This window comes from Nonomuraea sp. B10E15 (assembly GCF_039871615.1).
Taxonomy (GTDB): Bacteria; Actinomycetota; Actinomycetes; order Streptosporangiales; family Streptosporangiaceae; genus Nonomuraea.
Window position 1 is genome coordinate 324,894 of record NZ_JBDPMB010000005.1, and the last position, 22,366, is coordinate 347,259.

The 22,366-nt window shown below is 72.4% G+C and carries 21 protein-coding genes; 14 read left to right on the forward strand and 7 right to left on the reverse strand.

Going from position 1 to position 22,366, the window contains the following annotated elements; translation table 11 throughout:
- Window positions 1-71: 71 nt before the first annotated feature.
- Together ABGB14_RS19305 and ABGB14_RS19310 are read right to left on the reverse strand one after the other, a co-directional pair.
- Entirely contained in the window at window positions 72-422 is a 351-nt protein-coding gene (locus ABGB14_RS19305; protein ID WP_347645065.1) for a hypothetical protein, read from the reverse strand.
- A 43-nt stretch (window positions 423-465) separates the two neighbouring features.
- A complete protein-coding gene (locus tag ABGB14_RS19310; RefSeq protein WP_347645066.1) occupies window positions 466-1,566 on the reverse strand; it encodes an AMP-binding protein in 1,101 nt (366 codons plus the stop codon).
- 108 nt (window positions 1,567-1,674) lie between these two features.
- On the opposite strand from ABGB14_RS19310, the gene ABGB14_RS19315 reads away from it, so the two are divergent.
- Together ABGB14_RS19315 and menD are read left to right on the forward strand one after the other, a co-directional pair.
- On the forward strand, window positions 1,675-2,643 hold the full coding sequence (locus ABGB14_RS19315) for an o-succinylbenzoate synthase (protein ID WP_347645174.1): 969 nt from the start codon (window positions 1,675-1,677) through the stop codon (window positions 2,641-2,643).
- Window positions 2,640-4,301, forward strand: coding sequence for a 2-succinyl-5-enolpyruvyl-6-hydroxy-3-cyclohexene-1-carboxylic-acid synthase (gene menD / locus ABGB14_RS19320; RefSeq protein WP_347645068.1), 1,662 nt, complete (start codon window positions 2,640-2,642; stop codon window positions 4,299-4,301). Before ABGB14_RS19315 ends, menD begins: the two co-directional genes overlap by 4 nt.
- On the opposite strand, the gene ABGB14_RS19325 is transcribed toward menD, so the two are convergent.
- Window positions 4,298-5,191 carry a 5'-3' exonuclease gene (locus ABGB14_RS19325; RefSeq protein WP_347645176.1) on the reverse strand — a complete coding sequence of 298 codons (894 nt, stop codon included), beginning with the start codon at window positions 5,189-5,191 and terminating at the stop codon, window positions 4,298-4,300. The genes menD and ABGB14_RS19325 overlap by 4 nt on opposite strands.
- Before the next feature lie 31 nt (window positions 5,192-5,222).
- Entirely contained in the window at window positions 5,223-6,443 is a 1,221-nt protein-coding gene (locus tag ABGB14_RS19330) for a SpoIIE family protein phosphatase (RefSeq protein ID WP_347645069.1), read from the reverse strand.
- A 146-nt stretch (window positions 6,444-6,589) separates the two neighbouring features.
- Here ABGB14_RS19330 and ABGB14_RS19335 point away from each other — a divergent pair, with 146 nt between their 5' ends.
- The 12 genes from ABGB14_RS19335 (at window position 6,590) to ABGB14_RS19390 (ending at window position 20,520) form a co-directional block, all read left to right on the forward strand.
- The gene (locus tag ABGB14_RS19335; RefSeq protein WP_347645070.1) at window positions 6,590-7,699 is read left to right on the forward strand and encodes a Xaa-Pro peptidase family protein; all 1,110 of its coding nucleotides are present in this window, start codon (window positions 6,590-6,592) and stop codon (window positions 7,697-7,699) included.
- A 159-nt stretch (window positions 7,700-7,858) separates the two neighbouring features.
- The gene (locus tag ABGB14_RS19340) at window positions 7,859-8,692 is read left to right on the forward strand and encodes a hypothetical protein (protein ID WP_347645071.1); all 834 of its coding nucleotides are present in this window, start codon (window positions 7,859-7,861) and stop codon (window positions 8,690-8,692) included.
- On the forward strand, window positions 8,689-9,327 hold the full coding sequence (locus tag ABGB14_RS19345; protein WP_347645072.1) for a hypothetical protein: 639 nt from the start codon (window positions 8,689-8,691) through the stop codon (window positions 9,325-9,327). Before ABGB14_RS19340 ends, ABGB14_RS19345 begins: the two co-directional genes overlap by 4 nt.
- Before the next feature lie 27 nt (window positions 9,328-9,354).
- Window positions 9,355-10,107: a protein phosphatase 2C domain-containing protein gene (locus ABGB14_RS19350; protein ID WP_347645073.1), complete on the forward strand. Its 753-nt coding sequence runs from the start codon at window positions 9,355-9,357 to the stop codon at window positions 10,105-10,107.
- 193 nt (window positions 10,108-10,300) lie between these two features.
- A complete protein-coding gene (locus tag ABGB14_RS19355; protein ID WP_347645075.1) occupies window positions 10,301-11,074 on the forward strand; it encodes a terpene synthase family protein in 774 nt (257 codons plus the stop codon).
- Window positions 11,075-11,332: 258 nt separating this feature from the next.
- The gene (locus ABGB14_RS19360) at window positions 11,333-11,926 is read left to right on the forward strand and encodes an ATP/GTP-binding protein (RefSeq protein WP_347645076.1); all 594 of its coding nucleotides are present in this window, start codon (window positions 11,333-11,335) and stop codon (window positions 11,924-11,926) included.
- 23 nt (window positions 11,927-11,949) lie between these two features.
- On the forward strand, window positions 11,950-12,420 hold the full coding sequence (locus ABGB14_RS19365; RefSeq protein WP_347645078.1) for an Lrp/AsnC family transcriptional regulator: 471 nt from the start codon (window positions 11,950-11,952) through the stop codon (window positions 12,418-12,420).
- A gap of 125 nt (window positions 12,421-12,545) precedes the next feature.
- Complete coding sequence (locus ABGB14_RS19370; protein WP_347645079.1) at window positions 12,546-14,075, forward strand: glycosyltransferase 87 family protein; 1,530 nt, start codon at window positions 12,546-12,548, stop codon at window positions 14,073-14,075.
- A 349-nt stretch (window positions 14,076-14,424) separates the two neighbouring features.
- Window positions 14,425-16,617: an ATP-binding domain-containing protein gene (locus ABGB14_RS19375; protein ID WP_347645080.1), complete on the forward strand. Its 2,193-nt coding sequence runs from the start codon at window positions 14,425-14,427 to the stop codon at window positions 16,615-16,617.
- Window positions 16,618-17,492: 875 nt separating this feature from the next.
- Window positions 17,493-19,046 (forward strand): apolipoprotein N-acyltransferase, encoded by a 1,554-nt coding sequence (lnt, locus tag ABGB14_RS19380; RefSeq protein WP_347645081.1) that lies wholly within the window; start codon window positions 17,493-17,495, stop codon window positions 19,044-19,046.
- 1 nt (window position 19,047) lies between these two features.
- Window positions 19,048-19,797: a polyprenol monophosphomannose synthase gene (locus tag ABGB14_RS19385; RefSeq protein WP_347645082.1), complete on the forward strand. Its 750-nt coding sequence runs from the start codon at window positions 19,048-19,050 to the stop codon at window positions 19,795-19,797.
- A 219-nt stretch (window positions 19,798-20,016) separates the two neighbouring features.
- Window positions 20,017-20,520, forward strand: coding sequence for an FxsA family protein (locus tag ABGB14_RS19390; protein WP_347645083.1), 504 nt, complete (start codon window positions 20,017-20,019; stop codon window positions 20,518-20,520).
- A 57-nt stretch (window positions 20,521-20,577) separates the two neighbouring features.
- Here ABGB14_RS19390 and ABGB14_RS19395 read toward each other — a convergent pair whose 3' ends face one another.
- The 3 genes from ABGB14_RS19395 to ABGB14_RS19405 all read right to left on the reverse strand — a co-directional run bounded on the left by ABGB14_RS19395 (window position 20,578) and on the right by ABGB14_RS19405 (window position 22,356).
- The gene (locus ABGB14_RS19395) at window positions 20,578-20,922 is read right to left on the reverse strand and encodes an RNA polymerase-binding protein RbpA (RefSeq protein ID WP_125637410.1); all 345 of its coding nucleotides are present in this window, start codon (window positions 20,920-20,922) and stop codon (window positions 20,578-20,580) included.
- A gap of 203 nt (window positions 20,923-21,125) precedes the next feature.
- Window positions 21,126-21,752 (reverse strand): hypothetical protein, encoded by a 627-nt coding sequence (locus tag ABGB14_RS19400; RefSeq protein ID WP_347645084.1) that lies wholly within the window; start codon window positions 21,750-21,752, stop codon window positions 21,126-21,128.
- 94 nt (window positions 21,753-21,846) lie between these two features.
- A complete protein-coding gene (locus ABGB14_RS19405; RefSeq protein ID WP_347645085.1) occupies window positions 21,847-22,356 on the reverse strand; it encodes a nuclear transport factor 2 family protein in 510 nt (169 codons plus the stop codon).
- Between the last annotated feature and the right edge of the window lie 10 nt (window positions 22,357-22,366).

Genomic DNA, 22,366 nt, shown 5'->3' on the forward strand with positions numbered 1-22,366 from the left:
CCCGTGCGGACGAATGTCATGAAAAAGGGGCGGATCGCCTCTTCTGGCGGACCACCCCTTCGGCTCGCTCGCTAGTCGCCCACCTCGATCGAGACCTCGGGCATCGGCATGGGATCGGCGTCTTCCATGCGCTCGCCGGTCCAGTATTCGATGACCTGGCCGGGATCGGGGTTGACCTCGCGGGAGACGACGACGTCGTCGCCGGTGGGGTCGCCGGTGGGGTCGCCACTGGGGTCGCCACTGGGATCGGACGTGGAGGTCTCGGGCCCGCCGGACGGCGACGCCTGCTCCACCACGGCCCTGGTCTCCTCGCCCACCTGCGAGAGCTTGCCCGCCGAGGCGGCCGCCGCGATGGAGGCGCCTCCGACCACGATCACGCCGACGACGGCGACGGATGCCCACATCTTGCGGGTCTGGTCCATGAAGGCTCCCTCCCTTTCCCCGGTTTGACGCAGCCGCAACTCATCAGGTTCCTGCCCTCAACCGCACAAGGTCGGTCTTTCCGTTCGGCAACAGCGGCAGCCGGAGCTCCAGGCGCAGCTCGCGTGGGGCGGCATAGGGGGGAAGCCTATCGCGGCAGTATGCCGTTAATTGTGCAAGCGTGGGGGGTGTGTCGGGGTTGACGGGAACGACGACGGCCGTGACCCGCTCGCCCCATTCGGGGTCGGGCGTGCCGAACACGGCGGCGTCGGCCACCTCGGGATGCGTGCACAACACGGCGGTCACGGCGCCGGCCACGACCTTCTCGCCGCCGGTGTTGATGACGTCGTCGGCGCGGCCCAGCACGCGCAGGCGGCCCCCGGTCAGCTCGCCGAGGTCGGAGGTGACGAACCAGCCGTCCTCGAGCGGGGCCGGCCCGCCGAAACGGTAGCCCGAGAACAACACGGGGCCGGCGATCCTGATCAGGCCGTCGTCGCCGACCTTGAGATCTACATTGTAAAGGGGCTGGCCGTCGTACACGCAGCCGCCGCACGTCTCGCTCATCCCGTACGTCGTCACCAGCCGCGCCCCGAGATCCCTCGCCTGCTCCAGCAGCCCGGGCCGCGGCGCCGCGCCACCGAGCAGGATCGTGCGGAAGACCGACAGGTCCGCGCCCAGCCCGACGAGCCGGTGCAGCTGGGTGGGCACCAGGGAGACGTGGTGGGCGCCGGAGGCGAGGACCGCGTGCGGGTCGAACGACGGGTGGATGATCGGCTCGCTCCCGGACAGCAGGGCGCGCACGAGCACCTGCAGCCCCGAGACGTGGGAGACGGGCAGGCAGCACAACCAGCGCTCGCCCTTGGAGGCCTCGACGCGGCGCAGGGAGGCCGCGGCCGAGGTGCGCAGGGCCGTGGCCGAGAGCAGCACCCCCTTGGGTGTGCCGGTGCTGCCGCTGGTGGCGATGACGACCGCGACGTCGCCCGGCACGCCTTCGCCGCCGGCATGGAGGGCTCCGTTGACGTGGGTGGGGCGCAGGGTCGCCAGCGCGGCCTCGGAGTGGCCGGGCGGAAGGGGGAGCACGGCCGGGCCGTCGCCCGCGAGCGCGTCCCGGATCGCCGCGAACAGGGCAGGTCCTGGAGATTGCACAATGGCGTGAAGCGGACGGTCCGGATGCGACGGGTTCCTCCACATGCTCGTAAGGTTAGTGGCGACAGGTCGGACAGAAGCGCAGGGAGGGTCGTGACGCGTTCTCCCATGGAGCCCGAGCACGGGCCAGGTCACCATGATCACCACCGTGATCACCACCGGGTCCATGTCTTCCGCATCCCGATGCGCACGCGTTTTCGCGGGCAGACCGTCAGGGAAGGGGTCCTGCTCCAGGGTCCCGCCGGTTGGGGCGAGTTCTCCCCGTTCCCCGAATACGGCCCGCGCGAGTGCGCCCGCTGGCTGGCCTGCGCCCGAGAGGCGGCCTTCGAGGGCTGGCCCGAGCCGGTGCGCGACAGCGTGCCCGTCAACACGACCGTGCCCGCCGTCGATCCCGTGCGGGCCCACGACATGGTGCGCCGCTCCGGCTGCGGCACGGCGAAGGTGAAGGTGGCCGAGCGGGGCCAGACGTTCGACGACGACGTGGCCAGGGTCGAGGCCGTGCGCGACGCGCTCGGCCCGTCCGGCCGGCTGCGGGTCGACGTCAACGGCGCGTGGGAGGTCGGCGAGGCCGTGCAGCGGCTCAAGCGCCTCGACCGGTTCGGGCTGGAATACGCCGAGCAGCCGTGCGCCACCCTCGACGAGCTGGCGGCGGTGCGGCGGGCGTGCGACGTGCCGATCGCGGCCGACGAGTCGATCCGCAGGGCGGAGGACCCGCTGCGGGTCAAGGCGGCGGAGGCGGCCGACATCGCGGTGGTCAAGGTGCAGCCGCTGGGCGGGGTGCGCGCGGCGTTGCAGGTGGTGGAGGCGTGCGGGCTGCCCGCGGTGGTCTCCAGCGCCGTCGAGACGTCGGTGGGGCTGGCCGCGGGGCTGGCGCTGGCCGCGGCGCTGCCGTCCCTGCCGTACGCGTGCGGGCTGGGCACGATGCCCTTGTTGTCGGGTGACGTCGTGGACGACTCGCTGGTGCCGGTGGACGGGCGGCTGGCCGTACGGCGTCCGACGGTGAATTATCAGCATTTGTCGGCATATGAAATCGACTCTCCCCAGTGGCTGAGCCGGATGCAGGAGGCGTCACGTTGAACCCCGCTACCGCGCTGGCCACGGTGCTGATCGACGAGCTGGTGCGCTGCGGCCTGACCGACGTCGTGCTGGCCCCCGGCTCCCGCTCCGCGCCCCTGGCGCTGGCGCTGCACGCCGAGTCACGGGTGCGCCTGCACGTGCGCATCGACGAGCGTTCCGCGTCCTACCTGGCACTGGGGCTGGCCAAGCGCTCCGAGCGCCCGGTGGCGCTGATCTGCTCCTCCGGCACGGCCGTCGCCAACTTCCACCCCGCCGTGATCGAGGCGGGCGAGGCGGACGTGCCGCTGCTGGTGCTCACCGCCGACCGCCCGCCCGAGCTGCGGGGCACCGGCGCCAACCAGACGATCGACCAGATCAAGCTGTACGGCGACGCCACCCGCTGGTTCGCCGAGGTCGGCGTGCCGGAGGACCGGCCGGGCCAGGTGGCCTACTGGCGGTCGCTGGCCTGCCGCGCCTACCAGCGGGCGTCGGGCCCGGCCGCGCCCGGGCCCGTCCACCTCAACCTGGCCTTCAGGGAACCGCTGATCCCCGACGGCGACACCGCCTGGTGCGAGCCGCTCGACGGCGGCGCCAACGGCCCCTGGGTGCGGGCCAGGGTCGCGCCTCCACCGGTCGCCCTGCACCTCCCGCCGACCAGACGCGGCGTGCTCGTGGTCGGCGACGGAGCCGCCAACGTGCGCCGCTACGTCGCCGCGGCCGGCATGGCGGGCTGGCCGGTGCTGTCGGAGCCCAACGGCGGCGGACGCTACGGCGACCACGCCGTCTCCACCTACCACTATCTGCTGGGCACGCCCGCGTTCGCCGACACGCACCTGCCCGACGTGGTGGTGACGCTGGGCCGTCCCGGGCTGTCGCGGCCGCTGTTGTCGTGGTTGCGGCGTGCGGGGGAGCACATCGTCGTGGCGCCCGACCTCGACCGCTGGCCCGACCCCACCAGGTCGGCCACGCAGGTGGCGCAGGCCGTGGAGATCCCGGTGGCCTCCGGTGACGACACGTGGCTGCACTCCTGGCGCCAGGCCGACCAGGCGGCGAGAACGGCGCTCGACGAGGTGCTCGACGTATCGGGCACGAGCGAGCCCCGCCTGGCCAGGGACCTGGTCGACGCGCTGCCCAACGGAGCCCTGCTGTTCTGCGGCTCCTCGATGCCGATCCGCGATCTCGACCAGGCGATGCGGCCGCGGCGCGGCATCCGGCTGATGGCCAACAGGGGCGCCTCCGGCATCGACGGGCTGGTGTCGACGGCCATGGGGGCGGCGCTGTCGCACAACGGCCCGGCGTACGCGCTGATGGGCGACCTGTCGTTCCTGCACGACCAGAACGGCCTGATCCTCGGGCCTCGCGAGCCCCGGCCCGACCTGTGCTTCGTGGTCGTCAACAACGACGGGGGCGGCATCTTCTCGCTGCTGCCCCAGGCGGCGGTCCGCGATCCGTTCGAGCGGGTCTTCGGCACGCCGCACGGGGTGGACCTCGGCCATGTGGCGGCCGCGACGGGGACGCCGTACACGCTGGTGGGCGAGATCACCGAGTTGCCCAAGGCGCTGCGCGGCGAAGGGCCGCGCCTGGTCGAGGTGCGCACCGACCGCGAGGAGAACGTGCTCGTGCACGGCCGCCTGCGCGACGCCGCCCAGGCGGCCGTCCTGGCCCTGCTCGAGAGCTAACCGCCCAGGGCGTCGAGCAGCCGGTTGAGCGGGCTGTCGAGCCCGTGGCGGTCGGCCAGGCGGACGAGCGCCTCGGGGTCGCGCGGCTTGGCCGGCAGGGTCAGGTCGGCGGCCGGCAGCGGCGCGCCGGAGGCCACCTCGACGACGGCGGGTGCGGCGCGCAGGTAGTCGCGGGCCGCGGCCAGGCGGGTGCGGCTGCCGGCGGGGAAACCGTCGGTGACGCCCGCGTCGAGCGCTTCGAGCAGGGCGTCGAGCGAGCCGAAGCGGGTGATGAGCGCCGCGGCGGTCTTGTCGCCGACGCCGGCGACGCCGGGCAGGCCGTCGCTGGGGTCGCCGCGCAGCGTCGCGAAGTCGGCGTAGGCACGCCCGGGGATGCCGTACTTGGCGGTGACGAACGCCTCGTCGACGATCTGCAGGTTGCGGATCCCGCGGGCGGTGTAGAGGACGCGTACGGGGCGCGCGTCGTCGACGAGCTGGAACAGGTCGCGGTCTCCGGTCACGATGTCGACGGCGCCCGCGGCCTGGTGGGTGAGCGTGCCGATCACGTCGTCGGCTTCGTAGCCCGGCGACTCCAGGAGGGCGATGCCGAGCGCGTCGAGCACCTCCTGGATGACCGCGATCTGCGGCACGAGCGCCTCGGGCACCTCCTCGGTGTCACCGTGGGCGACCCTGTGCGCTTTGTACGTCGGGATCGCCGCCACCCGGAACGCGGGCCGCCAGTCGGCGTCCATGGTGGCCGCCATCGCGGTGGGGGAGTGGCCGCGCACGAGGGTGGCGATCATGTCGAGCAGGCCGCGTACGGCGTTGACGGGCGAGCCGTCCGGCCCCTTGACCGACTCGGGGACGCCGTAGAAGGCGCGGAAGTAGAGCGATGGGGTGTCCAGAAGCATGAGCACGCCTCTATCGTCGCACTCTCGCCGCTCACCCGGACCGCTCCTCCTCGCACGCGGGCACGCCGACGGCGAGCAGGCACGCGTCGTCCTCGGGGTTGGGGCCGCCGATGTCGGCCAGCAGGCGGTCGAGACCCGACTCCAGGTCGCGGACGGACACGTCGCGGGCGGCGGCCATGACCAGGTCGAGGCCGACGTCGATGTCGCGGGTGCGCCGCTCGACCAGCCCGTCGGTGAACATCAGCAGCAGGTCGCCGGGCAGCAGCCGGGTGGTCGCCGGCTGGTACGGGCCCGGCCAGCCGGCGCCGAGCAGCACACCGCGGGGCTGGGCGAGCCGGCTCGCCACGCCGTCGCGCACCAGGACGGGCGCCAGGTTGCCCGCCTGGCTCCAGGTGAGCACGCGCGTGCCGGGGTCGAGGTGGCCGACGATCGCGGTGGCGGTGGTGTCCTTCACCTGGTGCATGACCAGCTCGTTGAGCCAGGCCAGCAGGCGGTGGGCGGGCCGGCCGGTCATGGCGAGGGCGACGAGGGCGTGGCGGAGCTGGGCCATGCGCGCGATGGCGGGCAGGCCGTGGCCGGAGACGTCGCCGACGGCCAGCAGCAGCCGGCCGTCGGGCGCGTGAGCGGCCTCGAACCAGTCGCCGCCCAGGTTGGCGCTCTTCTCCGCGGGCACGTAGCGTACGGCGATCCTGGCGTGCGGCAGGTCGAGGCGTCCGGCGGGGCCGGGCAGGACGGCGTCGCGCATCGCGAGCATGACGTGGCGTTCCTCGGCGGCCTGCTCGCGGGATTCGAGGAGCTGCCGGCGCGATTCGGAGACCATGCGTTCGGCGCGGCGGCGGCCGGTGATGTCCTGGATGACGCCGTGCATGCCCATAGGGCCGCCGGGCATGGTCAGCGGCTCGAGGACGACCCGCAGGTCGCGCAGCTCGCCGGAGCCCGTTCCGCGGCGGATGCGGAACTCGGCCTGCACCGGTTCGGAGCCGCGCACGACCGACCACAGCAGGCGGTCGAGCGCGCCCATGTCGGCGGGTTCGACGAGCTCGGCCAGCTCGGGCAGCGGGATCGGGCCCAGGGCGGGGTCCCGCCCGAAGATCACGTAGACCTGGTCGGACCAGATGGTCTCGCCGGTGTGCGGGTGCCACTCCGCCCAGCCCATGTTGCCCAGCCGCTGGGCGTGCGCCAGTCGTACGGCCAGCAGCTCGGCGTCGCTCCCGTGCCCGAGCAGCCCGGCGGCGCCTATGACGTCGACCATGGGGTCTCACTCTCAAAGCGCAGTGGAACTGGACAATTGGCCTCACATTACGTGAGCGACGTGGGGCGGAGTGTAGCGACGTCTTCCGGTGTCGTGAGAGCTTTTCGCGGATTTTAGGAGGCGCCGTCAGGAGTAGATTTGGGCCTGTGACGTCCTCAGATCTTTATCCCACCTCCCGCCTTGCCGCCGTTCACGAGGCCACCGCCAAGAGCGGTCTCGACGCCCTGCTCCTCACTCCCGGTCCCGACCTGCGCTACGTCAGCGGCTACGACGCCAAGCCGCTGGAGCGGCTGACGTGCCTGGTGGTGCCCGCCTCCGGCGAGGCCTTCATGATGGTGCCCAGGCTGGAGCTGCCGGCCGCCGAGGCGTCGCCCGCCGCGCGGCTGGGGCTGGAGTTCGTGGCGTGGGACGAGACCGACGACCCCTACGCGGTCGTGGCCGCGCGCCTGGGCCGGGTGGCCAGGGTGGGCCTGGCCGACCGCATGTGGGCCATGTCGTCGCTGCGTTTCCGCGAGGTGCTGCCGGACGCCGAGCAGATGCTGGCCGGGAGCGTGCTGCGGGAGCTTCGCATGCGCAAGTCGCCGGCCGAGGCGGCGGCGCTGCGCGAGGCGGGTCAGGCCATCGACTCGGTGCACCGGCAGGTGCCGGAGTTCCTGCGGGCCGGGCGCACCGAGCGCGAGGTGGGGCGCGACATCGCCGAGGCGATCCTGGCCTCCGGGCACGCGACCGTCGACTTCGTCATCGTGGCCTCGGGCCCCAACGCCGCCAGCCCGCACCACGACGTCTCCGACCGGGTGATCGGGGCCGGGGAGCCGGTCGTGGTCGACATCGGCGGCCAGCTGCACAACGGCTACTGCTCCGACTCCACGCGCACCTACAGCGTGGGCGAGCCGCCCGCCGATTTCGCCGCCTACTACGAGGTGCTGCGCCGGGCCCAGGACGCGGCCTGCGCGGCGGTGCGGCCGGGGGTGCCCTGCGAGTCGATCGACGCCGCGGCCCGCGACCTGATCGCCGGGGCGGGCTACGGCGAGGCCTTCATCCACCGCACCGGACACGGCATCGGCATCGAGACGCACGAGGAGCCCTACATCGTCGCCGGCAACGGTGAGGTGATGGAGCCCGGGTTCGCGTTCTCGGTCGAGCCGGGCATCTACCTGCGGGGGCGGCACGGCGCCAGGATCGAGGACATCGTGGTCTGCACCGAAAACGGCGGGGAACGGCTGAACACCACCCCGCGTGACCTGGTGATCGTCTGAACGACGGTCCGGATTCCCGCGAATCGGTCGCCAGTCGTGACTCTACGACTCCTTTACGTGTGCTTAGGTATTCCTTTGACTTGTTGTGTGCCGGAGTGGAGTTGAAGGGTGTCAAGGTACGGCTGGTGTCATTCGGCGTTCGCGCCGGCGGTGAGCCTGATGGTCTCGATGCTGTTGCTGGTGTCGGGGGCGGTGGGAGCGCTGCTGACATTCGTGGGCGCGACGACGGCGCCGGCGGGCGCGGCGTTCGTGGTCACGCTCATCATCGCGGTGTTCCTCACCGCCGTTCTCCGGATCGTCAGGGCCGTGCCCGACATCCGGCGGGAGAGCGCCGCGACGGCGCGGGCGGTGGCGAACGTGCAGGCGGTGAAGCCCGGTGACGACACCCTGGTGGGGCGCCGGCTGCGCCTGTTCAGGGAGGCGGCCGAGGCGGGCAACGACTGCGAGGCGGTGCTGAGCGCCCGCTCCGCGCTCGACGACAGCGAGATGGCCAACAAGCACCATCTCGACCACGCGCTCATCTGGGCGCTGCCCGTCTTCGGGTTCATCGGCACCGCCCTGACCATGGCCGGAATGGTCACCTCGTTCTCCAACGCCCTGGACGACCAGGGCGACCCCAGCGTGCTGATCGACGCGCTGAAGCAGCACGTGCTGCCCGAGCTGGCCTCGGCGTTCGGCGTCACCCTGATCGCGCTGTTCCTGAGCGTGGTCGCGTTCGGCGCGATGGCGCTGGTCGAGCGGTCCGAGCGGGCCAGCGTGGTGGCCGCCGACGACGTGTTCCTCATCTACATCGCGCGCCTGCCCGCCAAGCAGGCGGCTCCCGCCATGCACGGCCTCACGCAGGAGCTGGCCCAGTCCCGGCAGGAGATGGCCCAGACGAGGGGCAGGACCGAAGAGCTGGTCAAGGGCCTTGACGCGCTGCGCACCGCCGTCGAGCGGATGAGCGCGGCCGAGACCCGCCCGCAGAAGTACACCCTGGTGAGGGAGCCGTGAGGAAGCGGCCCTCCACCTCGTTCGCGCCGCCGCTCGACCTGCGCTTCATCGACCTGTTCATGGCCATCGTGCTCGCGCTGTCGTTCATCGCGATCATGCTGACCGTCGTGGCGCGGATGTTGCCGACGGAGGACGCCACGCCGCCCCAGCGGCAGCAGAAGACCGTGGCCCAGCTCGAACGCGAGCTCGACGCGGCCGTGGCGGCCCAGCGCAAGGCCGAGGCGGAGCTGCGCACCACGCAGCAGCAGATCGCCGACCAGACCGCCTTCGCCCTGCCCTGGTGGCTGATCGGGTTCTGCGCGCTGCTCGGCGTGCTCGCCGTGTTCATGAACTGGCGGCTCCGGCTGTGGAGCAAGGGCAGCCTGCCCCGGCTGCGCACCTGGTTACTGGTGACCGTGGTGATCGCCGTGGTCACGGTGGTGATCAGGGAGCTGAGCGACCGCGACGGCTACCTGCTGCTCGCCGAGATCCCCTGGTGGGCGGCCGACGCCCTCTGCCTCGGGCTGCTGCTGGTCGCGTACGTGCTGATCACCGGCATCCGCGACAGCCGGGCCGAACTCAGAGAGATCCGGGCCCGGCCGGTGGGCGGCGCCGCCCTCGGCGAGGAGCGCCGGCGCGTGCCGTCCGCCCGCTGACCGGGCGGGTGTGGCACAGTCGCTGCCATGTTCTCTGAGGTCACGTACGCCACCAGCGCCGGTTCCCCGCGCAGGAACGAGGACCTGGTGATCGCCGGGCCGTCGTGGATCGTCGTGCTCGACGGGGCCACCGCGGCGGCCGGGGTGGACAGCGGGTGCGCGCACGACGTCCCGTGGCTCGTGGCGCGGCTCGGGGGAGCGCTGGCGGCGCGGCTGGCCACCGGCCAGGGCGACGCGCTGGCCGCGATCCTGGAAGCCTCCATCGAGGAGCTGACGGCGGCCCACGGCGGTGGCTGCGACCTGGGCAACCCCGATTCGCCGTCCTCGACGGTGGCGATGGTGCGGGCGGATCGGGGGCGGGTCGACTACCTCGTGCTGGGGGATTCGCCGGTCGTGTGCTCCCTGGCCGATGGCGGGGTCATGGCGGTGGTCGACGACCGGCTGGAGCGGTTGCCTGGCGGGCGGCCGTACTCGCTGGAGCTGGTGCGGCGGACGCGCAACGCGCCCGGCGGCTTCTGGGTGGCGGGCGCGCGCCCCGAGGCGGCCAGGGAGAGCGTGTGCGGGGCGGTGGCCGCCACCGGGGCGGCCGTGCTCACCGACGGGGTGGCGCGGCTCGTCGACTGGTACGGATGGAGCTGGTCGGACGTGCCGGCGGCGCTGGCCGACAGGGGGCCCGCCGCGCTGATCGCGGCCGTGCGGGAGCTGGAGTCGGCCCGCGGGCCGGTGTCGGGCAAGCCGCACGACGACGCCACCGTGGCCTGGGGACGCCTGGACGGCTAGACCTGCCCGGGTCTTCGCCCAGGGCGGAGGGCGCCCCGGGGGTCCTCCGCCGGGCTGGGGCCGGCCAGGGGAGTGTCGCCCGCAGATATCGGAGCGGGCTGATCGGTCACGCTGCTGATACCTTGATCGCACGCGCGCGATCATGAAACAATTCGGTAACAGCACAGAGCCGGACCTGCGACGGTGCGCGGAGATGTACAGCGGGCTGTTCCCCGCGGCGGCCTTCGACGCGGGGTGTTACGACGCCCTCACCCTCACCATGGCCTTCAGCGCGCCCTGGGCCAGCGCCGACCGCCTTAAGGTGGCCAACAGGGCCGCGTTGTGGGTGATGGCCGTCGACCAGCTGGTCAACCACACCGCGATCACCCGTGAGCAGGCCGGCCGCGTGGTCCGCGAGTGCCTGTCCGTCGCCGACGGAGCGGTGCCCCGGTCGGCGGCCACCCGTTTCCTCGCCGACCTGCGGGACGAACTGGCCACGGCCGGGGAGTTCGGCGAGCTGCGGTGGCTCTGGCGCGACCAGCTCGCCAGGATGCTGGCGTGCATGGTCAGGGCGTGGGTGTGGCGCGACAGGAACGCCGTGCCGACGCTGGAGCGCTACCTCGACAACGCCGACAGCCGCGGCTCGTGCTTCGTCGACCTGTCGCACTGGATCTACACCGCCGACCGCTGGGCCAGGGCGCACCTGGAGGACCTGCGGGACGTCAGCAGGCTGGTCCAGCGCTACCTGCACCTGCTCGGCGACGTCACCTCCTACCGCAAGGACGTGAGCTGGGGCGACCTGAACGTGTTGTCGCTCGGCGTCAGCAGCACCGAGGTGAGGGAGGCGATGGCCGGGCTGGCACGCGAGGCCGCGGACCTCATCGAGCCGGTACGCGAGCGCAGCCCGCGTACCGCCACCTACCTGCGACGACAGATCGGCTTCACCGCCGGCATCAACGGAATTTCGGACTTCGACCGGACAGCGTAAAAGACTTGTCGGATTCCTTGACAGGCGAGCTTGACACCGGCCCGGCAGTATCGGCGAATAAGGGTGTTATAGGCAACAAACCGTGACATTTTGTTTCTTGTAAAAGCTTGCGGCTTGAGAGGAAAATGTGGCGTTGCTAGGGTGTCTCGATGCCAGGCATGTGGATCGACCTCCTCAACGCGCCTTGACAGGTACCACTGACCACGGCACCACAGGGGCGGGGTTGTGCATGCGCGGGAGAGGTACAGGCGGTGCTGGATGGAATTCGGTCACACTGACCGTTGGCGGCTTCCCACGGCGATCAAGATTCTGATCGCCGGGGGCTTCGGCGCGGGAAAGACCACCATGGTCGGAGCCGTGTCCGAGACCCGGCCCCTGCGCACGGAAGAGGCGCTCACCCATATCGGGGCGCACATCGACGACCTCGCGGGCGTCGAGCGCAAGCTCACCACCACCGTGGCCATGGACTTCGGCCGCATCACGATCCGCAACGACTACATGCTCTACCTGTTCGGCACCCCCGGCCAGGAACGGTTCTGGTTCGTCTGGGACGAGCTGGCCGTGGGCGCGCTCGGCGCCGTGGTGCTGGCCGACACCCGCCGCCTCGACGACTGCTTCCCCTCCGTCGACTATTTCGAGAAGCGCGACCAGCCGTTCGTCGTGGCGCTCAACTGCTTCGACGGCAGCAGGCCCTTCACCGTCGGAGAGGTGCGCTCGGCGATCGGCCTGGAGCCGGACATCCCGATCGTGCTCTGCGACGCCCGCAGGCGCGACTCCGGCAGGGAGGTGCTCATCACGCTGATGGAGCACGCCATCCGCAGGGGCGTCACCCCGGTCGGGACCATGTCGTGACCATGACCGGCTACCTTTGACCGGTGGAGGAAATCGACCGCCGGATCGTCACGCTGCTGGCCCGCGACGGCCGCATGAGCTTCACCGATCTGGCCAGGGAGACCGGGCTCTCGGTCTCGGCCGTGCACCAGCGCGTACGCAGGCTCGAGAAGCGAGGAGTCGTCCGCGGATACGCAGCGATCATCGATCACGACGCCGTCGGGCTGCCGATGACCGCGTTCGTGTCGATCAAGCCCATCGACCCCGCCGCCCCCGACGACGCCCCGGACCGGCTGGCGCACCTGACGGCCATCGAGGCGTGCCACAGCGTGGCGGGTGACGAAAGCTACATCCTGAAGGTCCGCGTGGCCTCGCCGGTGGCGCTCGAAGACCTGCTGCAGCAGATCCGGGCCTCGGCCAACGTCTCGACCCGCACCACGGTCGTGCTGAGCACCCCCTACGAGCACCGCGCCCCCGAACTGGCCGGCGAAGCCCCGGCGGAACGCACCGGCTGACCCCGTCCCGCCGGAGGATCGCTGAGGTCCTCGCGAGGCACGCCAGGGGAGCCGGAGATCGGCGCCTTCCGGGGGAGCGTGGCCGATGATGTGGACGTGTCCCTGTCAGGGGAGACGCCGCGGGCGTGGCGGGGAAGGCGAGGCGGGCGATGGGGGAGTCCGGACGGCGGGGCCCCCGTCGCCGCGCGGCGGACCCTCCGCGCGCCGACCCTCCGCGCGCCGACCCTCCGCGCGCCGACCCTCCGCGCGTCGGGGCGCCACACGGCGGGCCGTCGCGTGGGGTTGCGCCGCGTGGTGGTGAGCGGCGTGGTGGTCCGGGCGGGAAGTGGCGGGGCCCGGCCGTCGCCGCGCTGCTCGCCCTCCAGGCGGCCGTGCTGGCCGGGATCTTCCAAGCGCCCCCCGGCAGCATCCTGGTGGGGTGGTACGCGATCACGTGGGTGTTGTTCGGAGCCGCGGTGTGGGCGTCGCGCGGCGTGCCGGGCCCGGCGGCGGGAAGGCTGGTGCTGGCGGGCGGCCTGGCCGTGATCGCCACCGGGCTGCTCGGGCCTCCGGCGACCAGCACCGACTCCTTCCGCTACGCCTGGGACGGCCGCGTCCAGTCGGCCGGCATCTCGCCCTACGACCACGCCCCGGCCGACCCCGCCCTCGCCTCGCTCCGGGACCTGTGGCTGTTCCCCCGCTGCTCGGAGGGGCACTTCTACCCGATCGAAGGGGGCGCGTGCACGAGGATCAACAGGCCGTCCGCGCACACGATCTACCCGCCGCTGGCGGAGGCGTACTTCATGGTGGTGGACCGGCTGTCGCCCGGCGACGCCCGGCACAAGCCGCTCCAGGTCGCCGGTGCGCTGCTGGCCGCGGGCACGCTGCTGGTCCTGCTGCGCGGGAACGATGCGCGGCGGGCCGCGTGCTGGGCGTGGTGCCCGGCCGTTCCCATGGAGGCGGTGAACAACGCCCACGTCGACATGCTCGCCGTCGCCGCCGTGGTGCTCGCCCTCGGCGGGCGGGCGAGGCCTTCCTTGCGGGGGGCGCTGCTCGGCGGGGCGATCGCGGTCAAGCTGGTGCCTGCCGTGGTGCTGCCGGGTGCGCTGTCCGGTGCGCCGTCGAGCGGCCGGGCGGCACGGCGGGCCGTGTGGACGACGGCGCTCGCCGTTCTCGTCGTGGCCGCCGCCTACCTGCCCTACGTCCTGGTGTCGCGGGGTTCGGTGCTGGGCTACCTGTCCGGGTACGTGGCCGAGGAGGGTTACGGCGAGGCCGGGGCGCGCGGCCGCTACGGGCTGCTGCGGCTGGTGCTGCCCGACTCCTGGGCCGTGCCCGCCGTTGTCCTCGTCATGGCGGCGGTGACGTTCCACGTCGTCACGCGCGGCGACCCGGACCGGCCGTGGCGGGGCGCGCTGGCGGTCACCGGCACGGCGTTCCTGCTGCTGACCCCCGGATATCCGTGGTACGCGCTGCTCATCGTCGCCCTGGTGGCCCTGGACGGCCGCTGGGAGTGGCTCGGCGTCCCCCTGGCGGGGGCGGTGGCCTACCTCGCCCCGGAGGCCGGCACGCCCGCCTACGCCGCCGCCGGCGCGGCGGTCCTGGCGGGCGCCGTTCTCCGCAGGTCACGCACGGCCCCGGTGGGCCCGGCCCGCGGCGCCCACCGGGGCCGTCAGTAGCGGGCGCCCGGGCACACCAGGCTTCCGCCGTGTGTGTCGTGTGGTGAGCGCGCCTGCCGCACCTGCTATGGATGACCGGGCGCGGGTCCGGATATCCGCTACGCGGCGGATCACCGATAATCCGAGAGTCGCAGTGAACGGGACGAAGCGATGGGAGTGCCGCATCAGGCGTGCTAATGTCATCGTTTGTCGTAACAACAAGCAGAATGGCCCGGAGTGTCCCATTAACCACATTAATGGTCAGGCGGTAACGCGTCAAACGGAACGCGCCAGAGAGCAGGCGTACGTCACCCGCCTCTACGACCGTCTCGACGAGCTGCGCGAGCGCACCCAGCGACAGCTGAAGGAGGTGCTCGCCAGCGGCGCCGTCGGCACGATGCAGAACAGGTCGGAGCGCGACACGTTCGCCGAGATGTACGCCGTGAGGCTCGCCCGGCTCTGGGCGGTCGAGCGCGGCCTGGTCTTCGGCCGGCTCGACCACGTCGAGGAGGGCCGCCTCTACATCGGCAAGCTCGGCCTCACCGACGACGAGCAGCAGCGCCTGCTGATCGACTGGCGGGCGCCGGTCGCACAGCCGTTCTACCGCGCCACACCCGCCGCCCCGATGGGCGTGACCAGGCGCCGCCACCTGCAGACCAAGGGCCGCGCGGTGGTCGGCGTCGACGACGACCTGCTCGACCTCGACTCGCTCACCGACGACGACCGCGCCACGCTCAACGGCGAGGCGGCCCTGCTGGCCGCGCTGGACGAGCGGCGCACGGGCCGCATGCGCGACATCGTGGCCACCATCCAGTCCGAGCAGGACCGCGTCATCCGCGGCGACCTGAACGGGGTCCTGGTCGTGCAGGGCGGCCCCGGGACCGGCAAGACCGTGGTGGCCCTGCACCGCGCCGCGTACCTGCTCTACACGCACAGGGAGCGGCTGGAGCGCAGGGGCGTGCTCATCCTCGGGCCCAACCTCACGTTCCTGCGCTACATCGAGCAGGTCCTGCCCTCGCTCGGCGAGAACGACGTGCTGCTGTCCACGGTCGGCGAGCTCTATCCCGGCGTCACCGCCACCGCCCGCGAGCGGGCCGAGGTGGCGGCGCTGAAGGGGGACGCGCGGATGGCCGCGGTGATCGCCAAGGCCGTACGCGACCGGCAGCGGGTGCCGCGCCGGCCCGTCGAGCTCACCCTCGGCCGCCTCACCCTCACCATCGACCGCGCCATGCTCGACGCGGCCAGGAACAAGGCGACCCGCTCGCGCCGCCCGCACAACCAGGCCCGGGCCGTGTTCGTCAGGTCGCTGCTCAACGCGCTGGCCCGGCAGCAGGCCCGCAAGATCGGCAAGGGGCTCATCGACGAGGACGACCTGGCCGACATGCGCGAGGAGCTGCGCACCGAGCCGGTCGTCAAGTCCGCGCTCAACCGGCTGTGGCCGTACCTCACCCCGCAGCGCCTCCTGCTCGGCCTGTACGGCTCGCCCGAGCGCCTGGAGTACGCGGCCTCCTCCCTCGCCCCCGGCGAGCGCGCGCTGCTGCGCCGGGACGGCGGCGCGTGGACCGAGTCCGACGTGCCGCTGCTCGACGAGGCGGCCGACCTGCTCGGCGACATCGACGAGCAGGTGCTGCGCGCCAGCGCCATGCAGGCGGAGGAGGAGCTGGCCGCCGCCAGGCAGGCCGAGGAGAGCGAGCGCGAGGCCGAGCTCGCCTACGCCCGCGAGGTCCTGGAGCTGACGGGCCTGTCCGACGTCATGGAGGCCGAGCGCCTCGCCGAACGCCAGCGTGGCGACGGCCCCCTCCTCACCACCGCCGAGCGCGCCGCCGCCGACCGCACCTGGGCCTACGGGCACGTGATCGTGGACGAGGCCCAGGAACTCTCGCCGATGGCCTGGCGGGCCGTCATGCGGCGCTGCCCCACGCGTTCGATGACGATCGTCGGCGACATCGCGCAGACCGGCTCGGTGGCCGGCGCGCGCTCCTGGGCGGAGGTGCTCGACCCGTACGTGGCCGGGCGCTGGCGCCAGGAGCGGCTGACCGTCAACTACCGCACGCCGGTGGAGCTGATGGCGGTCGCGGCGCGCGTCCTGGCCACCGTCGACCCCGCGCTCGAGGCCCCGGTGTCCGTCCGCGAGCTGGGCGTGCAACCCTGGTCCGCGCCGCTCTCCGCGCTGGCCGAGCTGGTCAAGGCCGAGGTGGGAGAGGGCGGCAAGGTGGCCGTGGTGGTGCCCGACAGGTTGCTCGGCACGCTCGGCGCCGAGGTCGCCGCGGCCGTGGCCGGCACCGTGGTGGTGGCGCCGGGTGCGGGCCGGGCGAAGGGCGCGGAGGCGCTCGACGCGCCGGTGGCCGTGATGGGGGTGACGGACGCGAAGGGGCTGGAGTTCGACTCGGTCGTCGTGGCCGAGCCCGACGTCATCGCCGCCCAGTCGCCACGAGGGCCGAGCGACCTGTATGTTGCTCTCACCCGTGCCACGCAACGGCTCGGTGTCGTGCACGAGCAGCCGCTCTCCGAGGCGCTGAGGGGCTTGCCCGGCCGCTCGCAGGCGCCCGCAAAAGGGCTTTGATCCGCTTTACCGCGGGCCGCCGATCATGTACCACCTGCGAAAACTTGATGTTTCTGCTGATCGGGACACGGTTGACATCTGAGGTGGAGTCGGTAGTTTGCTGCGCAGTCCAGCACGGGACTTGGCCGGTTGGCCGTCTCTGACATCGCCGGATCCTGCGTCCGTGACGGAGTGTGACTTCGTCCACACAGCCAGGTGCAGGGCCGTCGGTCCGTCGAGTCGGGGCACCCCAACCGGGCGGGGGGTTGGACCCGGGACGGGCCCGGGAGCCCAGTAGACAACGGAATTCCGCGCTCGCCGCCGACGAGACGGGTCCGGTCCGAAGGGTTTCCGGGCCCTCTTCCCGTTCTCGTGCGCAGGACCGCCGTGCGCATGGGTGGTCCCGTCACCCGCGGGATCACCCTGCCGCGACCGCCCGCCTTTTTTCGATCTCCCCGCGCCGCGCTGCATGAAGTGGGGCTGTGGGACGGTAGCGTTTTCGCAAGCAGGCGTGCGATGACGGCGGAGGAGACCCCGGAGTGGTTCAGGACAGAGCGAGCCTACCGCCCACACCCGGGCGCGACTCGACCCCTGGCGGTGGTCACGCCCCTGCCGCCGCGTCGCCCCAGGCCGCCGCGGCGGCGCCCTCTGGCCCGGCCGCCGCACCGGACCTGCCCGGACCCGAGCCCACGTCCGAGTCGCGGTCCGGACCCGAGCCGAAATCCCAGCCCGCGCCCACCTCCGAGCCTGGGTCTGGGTCTGGGTCCGGGTCCGGGCCGGAGTCCGAGCCTGGGTCTGGGTCCGGGTCCGGGCCTGGCCCGACGTCCCCGTCCCCGGCCGGGTCCGGGCCCGGGCTTGAGCCCGCGCCCGCGCCCGCGTCCGAGGCGAGCCAGGACGTGCGTGGTCCCAAGGCCGCCGGCGGGCCGGGACGCGAGCCGCGGCGCGTGCTGGCGGCCAGGGTCGCGGCGGCCGTGGCCGGCGGGCTGGCGCTGTTCGCCGCCTTCCCGCCGCTCGACTGGTGGTGGCTGGCCCCGCTGGGCATCGCCTTGATCGTCGCCTCCCTCCACGGCACCCGCCCCGGAAGGGCCGCCTGGCTCGGCTACGTGGGCGCCGCGGCGTTCCTGTTCCCCGGCGTGGCGTGGGTGCGCACGATCGGCGACGACGTCTGGCTCATGCTCGTCGGCGCGGAGAGCCTCTTCTACGCCGCCATGGCCGCCGCGGCGGCGCTCGTGTTCCGCCTGCCGGGCTGGCCGGTGTGGTTCGGCGGCCTGTGGGTGGCCATGGAGTGGCTGCGCGGCCTGGTGCCCTTCGGCGGGTTCCCGTGGGCGCGGGTGGGTTTCAGCCAGGGAGAGTCGCTGTTCACGACCTACGCGGCGCTGGGCGGCGTGCCGCTGGTGTCGTTCGCCGTCGTGTTGTGCGGCGCCCTGCTGGCCCGCGCCTTCCTGTCGCGCGGCGGGCGCGCGCTCTGGCGCAGGGCGGCTCCCGTGGCGCTGGCCCTGGCCGTGCCCGTGCTGAGCCTGGCCGTGCCGAGGCCCGGCGACGAGGGCCGTACGGTCAACATCGGCATCGTGCAGGGCAACGTGCCCGGCCGGGGCATGAACGTGCTCGGCGACGAGCCCGCCGTCGTCCTGCGCAACCACGCGAACGAGACCAAGCGCCTGGCCCAGGCCGTACGCGAGGGCAAGCTCCCCAAGCCCGACCTGGTCGTCCTGCCGGAGAACTCCACCGACATCGACCCCTACCGCGACCAGTTCGCCCGGGAGACCATCCACGACTCCGTTCGGGACGTCGGGGTTCCCACGCTCGTCGGCGCGGTCGTGGCGATCGGCGACGAGCACCGCGCCACCCGCAGCCTCGTGTGGGACCCGGTGACCGGCGCGGGCGACTATTACGACAAGCAGCACCTGGTGCCGTTCGGGGAGTTCACGCCGCTCAAGGAGATCGTGCTGGCCCTGTGGGAGCGGGCCGGCCTGGTGGGCCGCCAGTCGGTGCCGGGCGACAAGCCTGGCGACCTGCGGATGGGGCCCGTGACGATCGGCGCGGTCAACTGTTACGAGGTGGCCTACGACGGCACCGTGCGCGAGACCGTGCGTGCCGGGGGCACCCCTCTCGTGGTGCAGACCAACAACGCCAGCTACGCCCTGTCCAACCTGCCGCCGCAGCAGCTGGCGATGTCGAAGCTGCGGGCGGTGGAGCACAACAGGGCCGTCGTGACCGCGGCCACCACGGGGATCTCCGCGTTCGTCACGCCTGACGGTAAGGTCTCCTGGCAGACCCGCGAGCTGGTCGCGGACATGAACGTGGTCACGGTGCCCGTACGCACTGAGAAAACGCTTGCAACCAGGGTGGGGGCGTTTCCTGAGTGGGCATTGATGATGATGGGAGCGGCGGCGGCCGGAGTCGTCGCGTGGCGTGGCAGGCGGCGAGAAGACCGGATGAGGAACGACTGACATGGAGACTCTCGGCCGGGTGCTCGTCGTCGTGCCGACATACAACGAGCGCGACAACCTTCCCAAGATCGTCGAGCGGCTGCGGGCCGCGGTGCCGGTGGCCCACGTGCTCGTGGCCGACGACAACAGCCCTGACGGCACCGGCGAGATCGCCGACGGGCTGGCCGCCGGCGACGACCACGTGCACGTCCTGCACCGGCCCGGCAAGCAGGGCCTCGGCGCCGCGTACATCGCCGGGTTCCGGTGGGGCCTGGACGAAGGCTACGACGTGCTGGTCGAGATGGACGCCGACGGCTCCCACCAGCCGGAGGAGTTGCCCAAGCTGCTGGAGGCGCTGGCCGACGGGGCGGACCTGGCGATCGGCTCCCGCTACGTGCCCGGCGGCAAGGTGGTCAACTGGCCGCACCGGCGCGAGATGTTGTCCAAGGGCGCCAACATCTACACGCGGGTCATGCTCGGCCTGCCCGTGCGCGACGCGACCGCCGGGTTCCGCGCCTACCGCTCGGCCACGCTGGACAAGGTGGGGCTGGCGGGGGTGGAGTCGCAGGGCTACTGCTTCCAGGTCGACCTGACGCTGCGTACGTCACGGCACGGGCTGCGGGTGGTCGAGGTGCCGATCACGTTCGTGGAGCGTACGGTCGGCAAGAGCAAGATGAGCGGCAAGGTCATGTCCGAGGCGTTGTGGCGGATCGGGCTGTGGGGTGTCACGGGCCTGCCCAAACGCCTGCGCGGCAGGCGAGGCCACGGCTAGGGCGAGGATCCGCGAGCTCGGGACGCGGCGGCGCATGGCCGCGCCTGGTCCGGGTGGCGCCTCGCGGCGGATCGAGCCCGACGACCCCGGCAGGACCACCGTGTGCGCGGCGTGGGCCGTCTGGAACGCGCCGACCGTCTGCGATCCGCCGCCGGGCGGAACGGTTCGGCCGCGCCGCGCGTTGTTCCTGCTGTACGCGCGTGTGGAAACGAGGAAACGATGCGGCTCCTGCTCTTCCTGCCCTTCCTGCTCTTCCCCGTCCTGGAGATCTGGCTGATGTTCCAGGTCGGGGCCGCGATCGGCGGGCCGGCGACCGTGGCCCTGCTCATCGGCGGCAGCCTGCTGGGGGCCTGGCTGATGCGCCGCGAGGGACGCAGGGCCTGGCGTGTCCTTCAGGAGTCGATGCAGACCGGGCGCATGCCCGAGCGCGAGCTGGCCGACAGCGGCCTGATCCTGGTGGGCGGCGGGCTGCTGCTGGTGCCGGGCTTCGTCTCCGACGTTCTCGGGCTGGCGTGCGTCCTGCCGGTGACCCGGCCGCTGATGCGCCGCCTGGGCTCGTCGTTCTTCGAACGCAGGGTGAAGCGCATGGCCGCCGCCTCCCCCTACGCCGGCATGTTCCCGCCGGGTGGTGACTTCCCCGGCGCCGCCTCTCCCGATGAGGGCGCGCCGAAGGGCGCCCGGGTGGTGCACGGCGAGGTGATCAGGGAAGACCGCGAATCCTGACGTTCCCGCGCGAGAAAACCCCCGGGCGCCGCCCGGGGGTTTCACCGTGAGAGGAGATCAGGCGCTCTTACGACGCTGGGCTCGCAACACGGCGAGCCGCTCGTTGAGCACCTCCTCGAGATCTTCGATGGATCGCCGCTCCAGGAGCATGTCCCAGTGTGTCCGCGGCGGTTTGGTCTTCTTCGATTCCGGCTGCTCGCCGTCCACGCGAACGGCGGTCACACCGCACATGCGGCACTCCCACGTCGCGGGGATCTCAGCCTCGGCGGCAAGCGGAACCTCGAAGCGATGCCCCTTAGGACAGGTGTAGGACACCTCCTGGCGTGGGGCCAGATCCGTGTTACGGTCGTTCTCGTAGCTGGTTGCCCCGAGCCGGGTGCCACGAAGCGCGCGCTCGCCCATGTTTAAATGCCTCCTACAGGGCCCCCATGCGTGGGGGGTCTGTCTCCCACGGTGTCTAACGCTTGGTACCGTGATGGGATTCCCACCCGAGGGGTGATCCAATCGCGCTTGGGGCCTCGGTTCTTCCTGCGGGTCCCGTCCGCGGCTCTCCTGACCGGGGGGTTCGGGGGTTCCGGGCCAGCTCAGCGCGTACGCACCGCGTTTCAGGCGGTTGATCGGCCCGTGACCGCTTTCCCGCGGCGCCCGCTCACGATCGCCGCCGCGAGCCACAGCGCGCCGGCCATGATGAGGGCGCCATGCGCGATGCGCAGCGGGTACGGCCCGAAGAACTGCGGGATGAACAGCACGAAACCCAGTGCCCACACCGTCCCGCTCCACCTGGGCAGCGTTCCTGACCGCCGGACGGACACCGCGGCCATCACGGTGCCGGCGGCGAGCAGGACGAGCCCGGCCGCGAACATGCTGACGGGGACGGCCCCGAACCTGAACTCCGCCGCCAGCTCCGTCAGCGCGGGCGCCTGGTCGCGCAGGGAGCGCTGGGCGATCACGTTGAGCCCGAACGTCTCCGCGCCGTAGTAGGGGAGTGTCAGGCCCGCGCCCGCCCAGGTCACCGCCGCGGCCCGCAGCGACAGCCGGTCGCCCAGCACCCGGTGCAGCCCGAGCACCGCCAGGCCGAGCAGGACGAACCCGGCCATCGCGGCGGAGTGCCCGGCGACCCAGGCGGAGGAGGCCATGGCCGCGGCGTCGTCGCCCGAGGGGCGGATCGCGGGATAGAGGAAGAAGAGGATCCCTGCCGCGGCGAACGCCGCGGCGACCGGCTTGGGAGACATCGGTGCTCCTTGAAATGTGCGCCGCTCTTTCATGAGAGCAATGCTCTCTATTGATGCGGCCCATGTCAAGAGCACTGCTCTCGAATAAGATCGCCTACCTTCTGTCTCGCCGGGTCACCAGCGGCACCAGCGTCCTGTCACCCAGCCGGGTCATCGCCGCCAGCGGCCTGACGGCGGCGCCGACGAGCAGCGCCAGACCCGGCCGGCCGGACGCGCGGGCCATGCCGGGGCCCAGCGCGCCCATCAGCGCGGTCAAGGCGGGCAGCGGCCGGACGAACAGGGTGATGTCGCTGACCAGCCCGTCGCCGTCCACCTCGACGATGGCGGCCTCGTGGACCTCCAGGCTTCCCAGGCGGGCGGTGGCGGTCAGTGCGCGGGTCCGGTCGTCGCCGATGTCGCTGTGGTAGCGCATGCCGGACAGGACGCTCAGCACGACGGAGAACAGCTCCCCCACCTGCTCCTTGCCCTCGAAGGTGGCGCCGGCGCTGAGCGGGGAGTGCAGGGTCACGTCGGCGGCGAGCGTGGTCATGAGCGCGTCGAGGTCGTGTGCCTCGCCGGCCCGGCGATAGGCGGCGGCGGGTGAGTCCTGAATATGAACTGACATGGGTTCACTT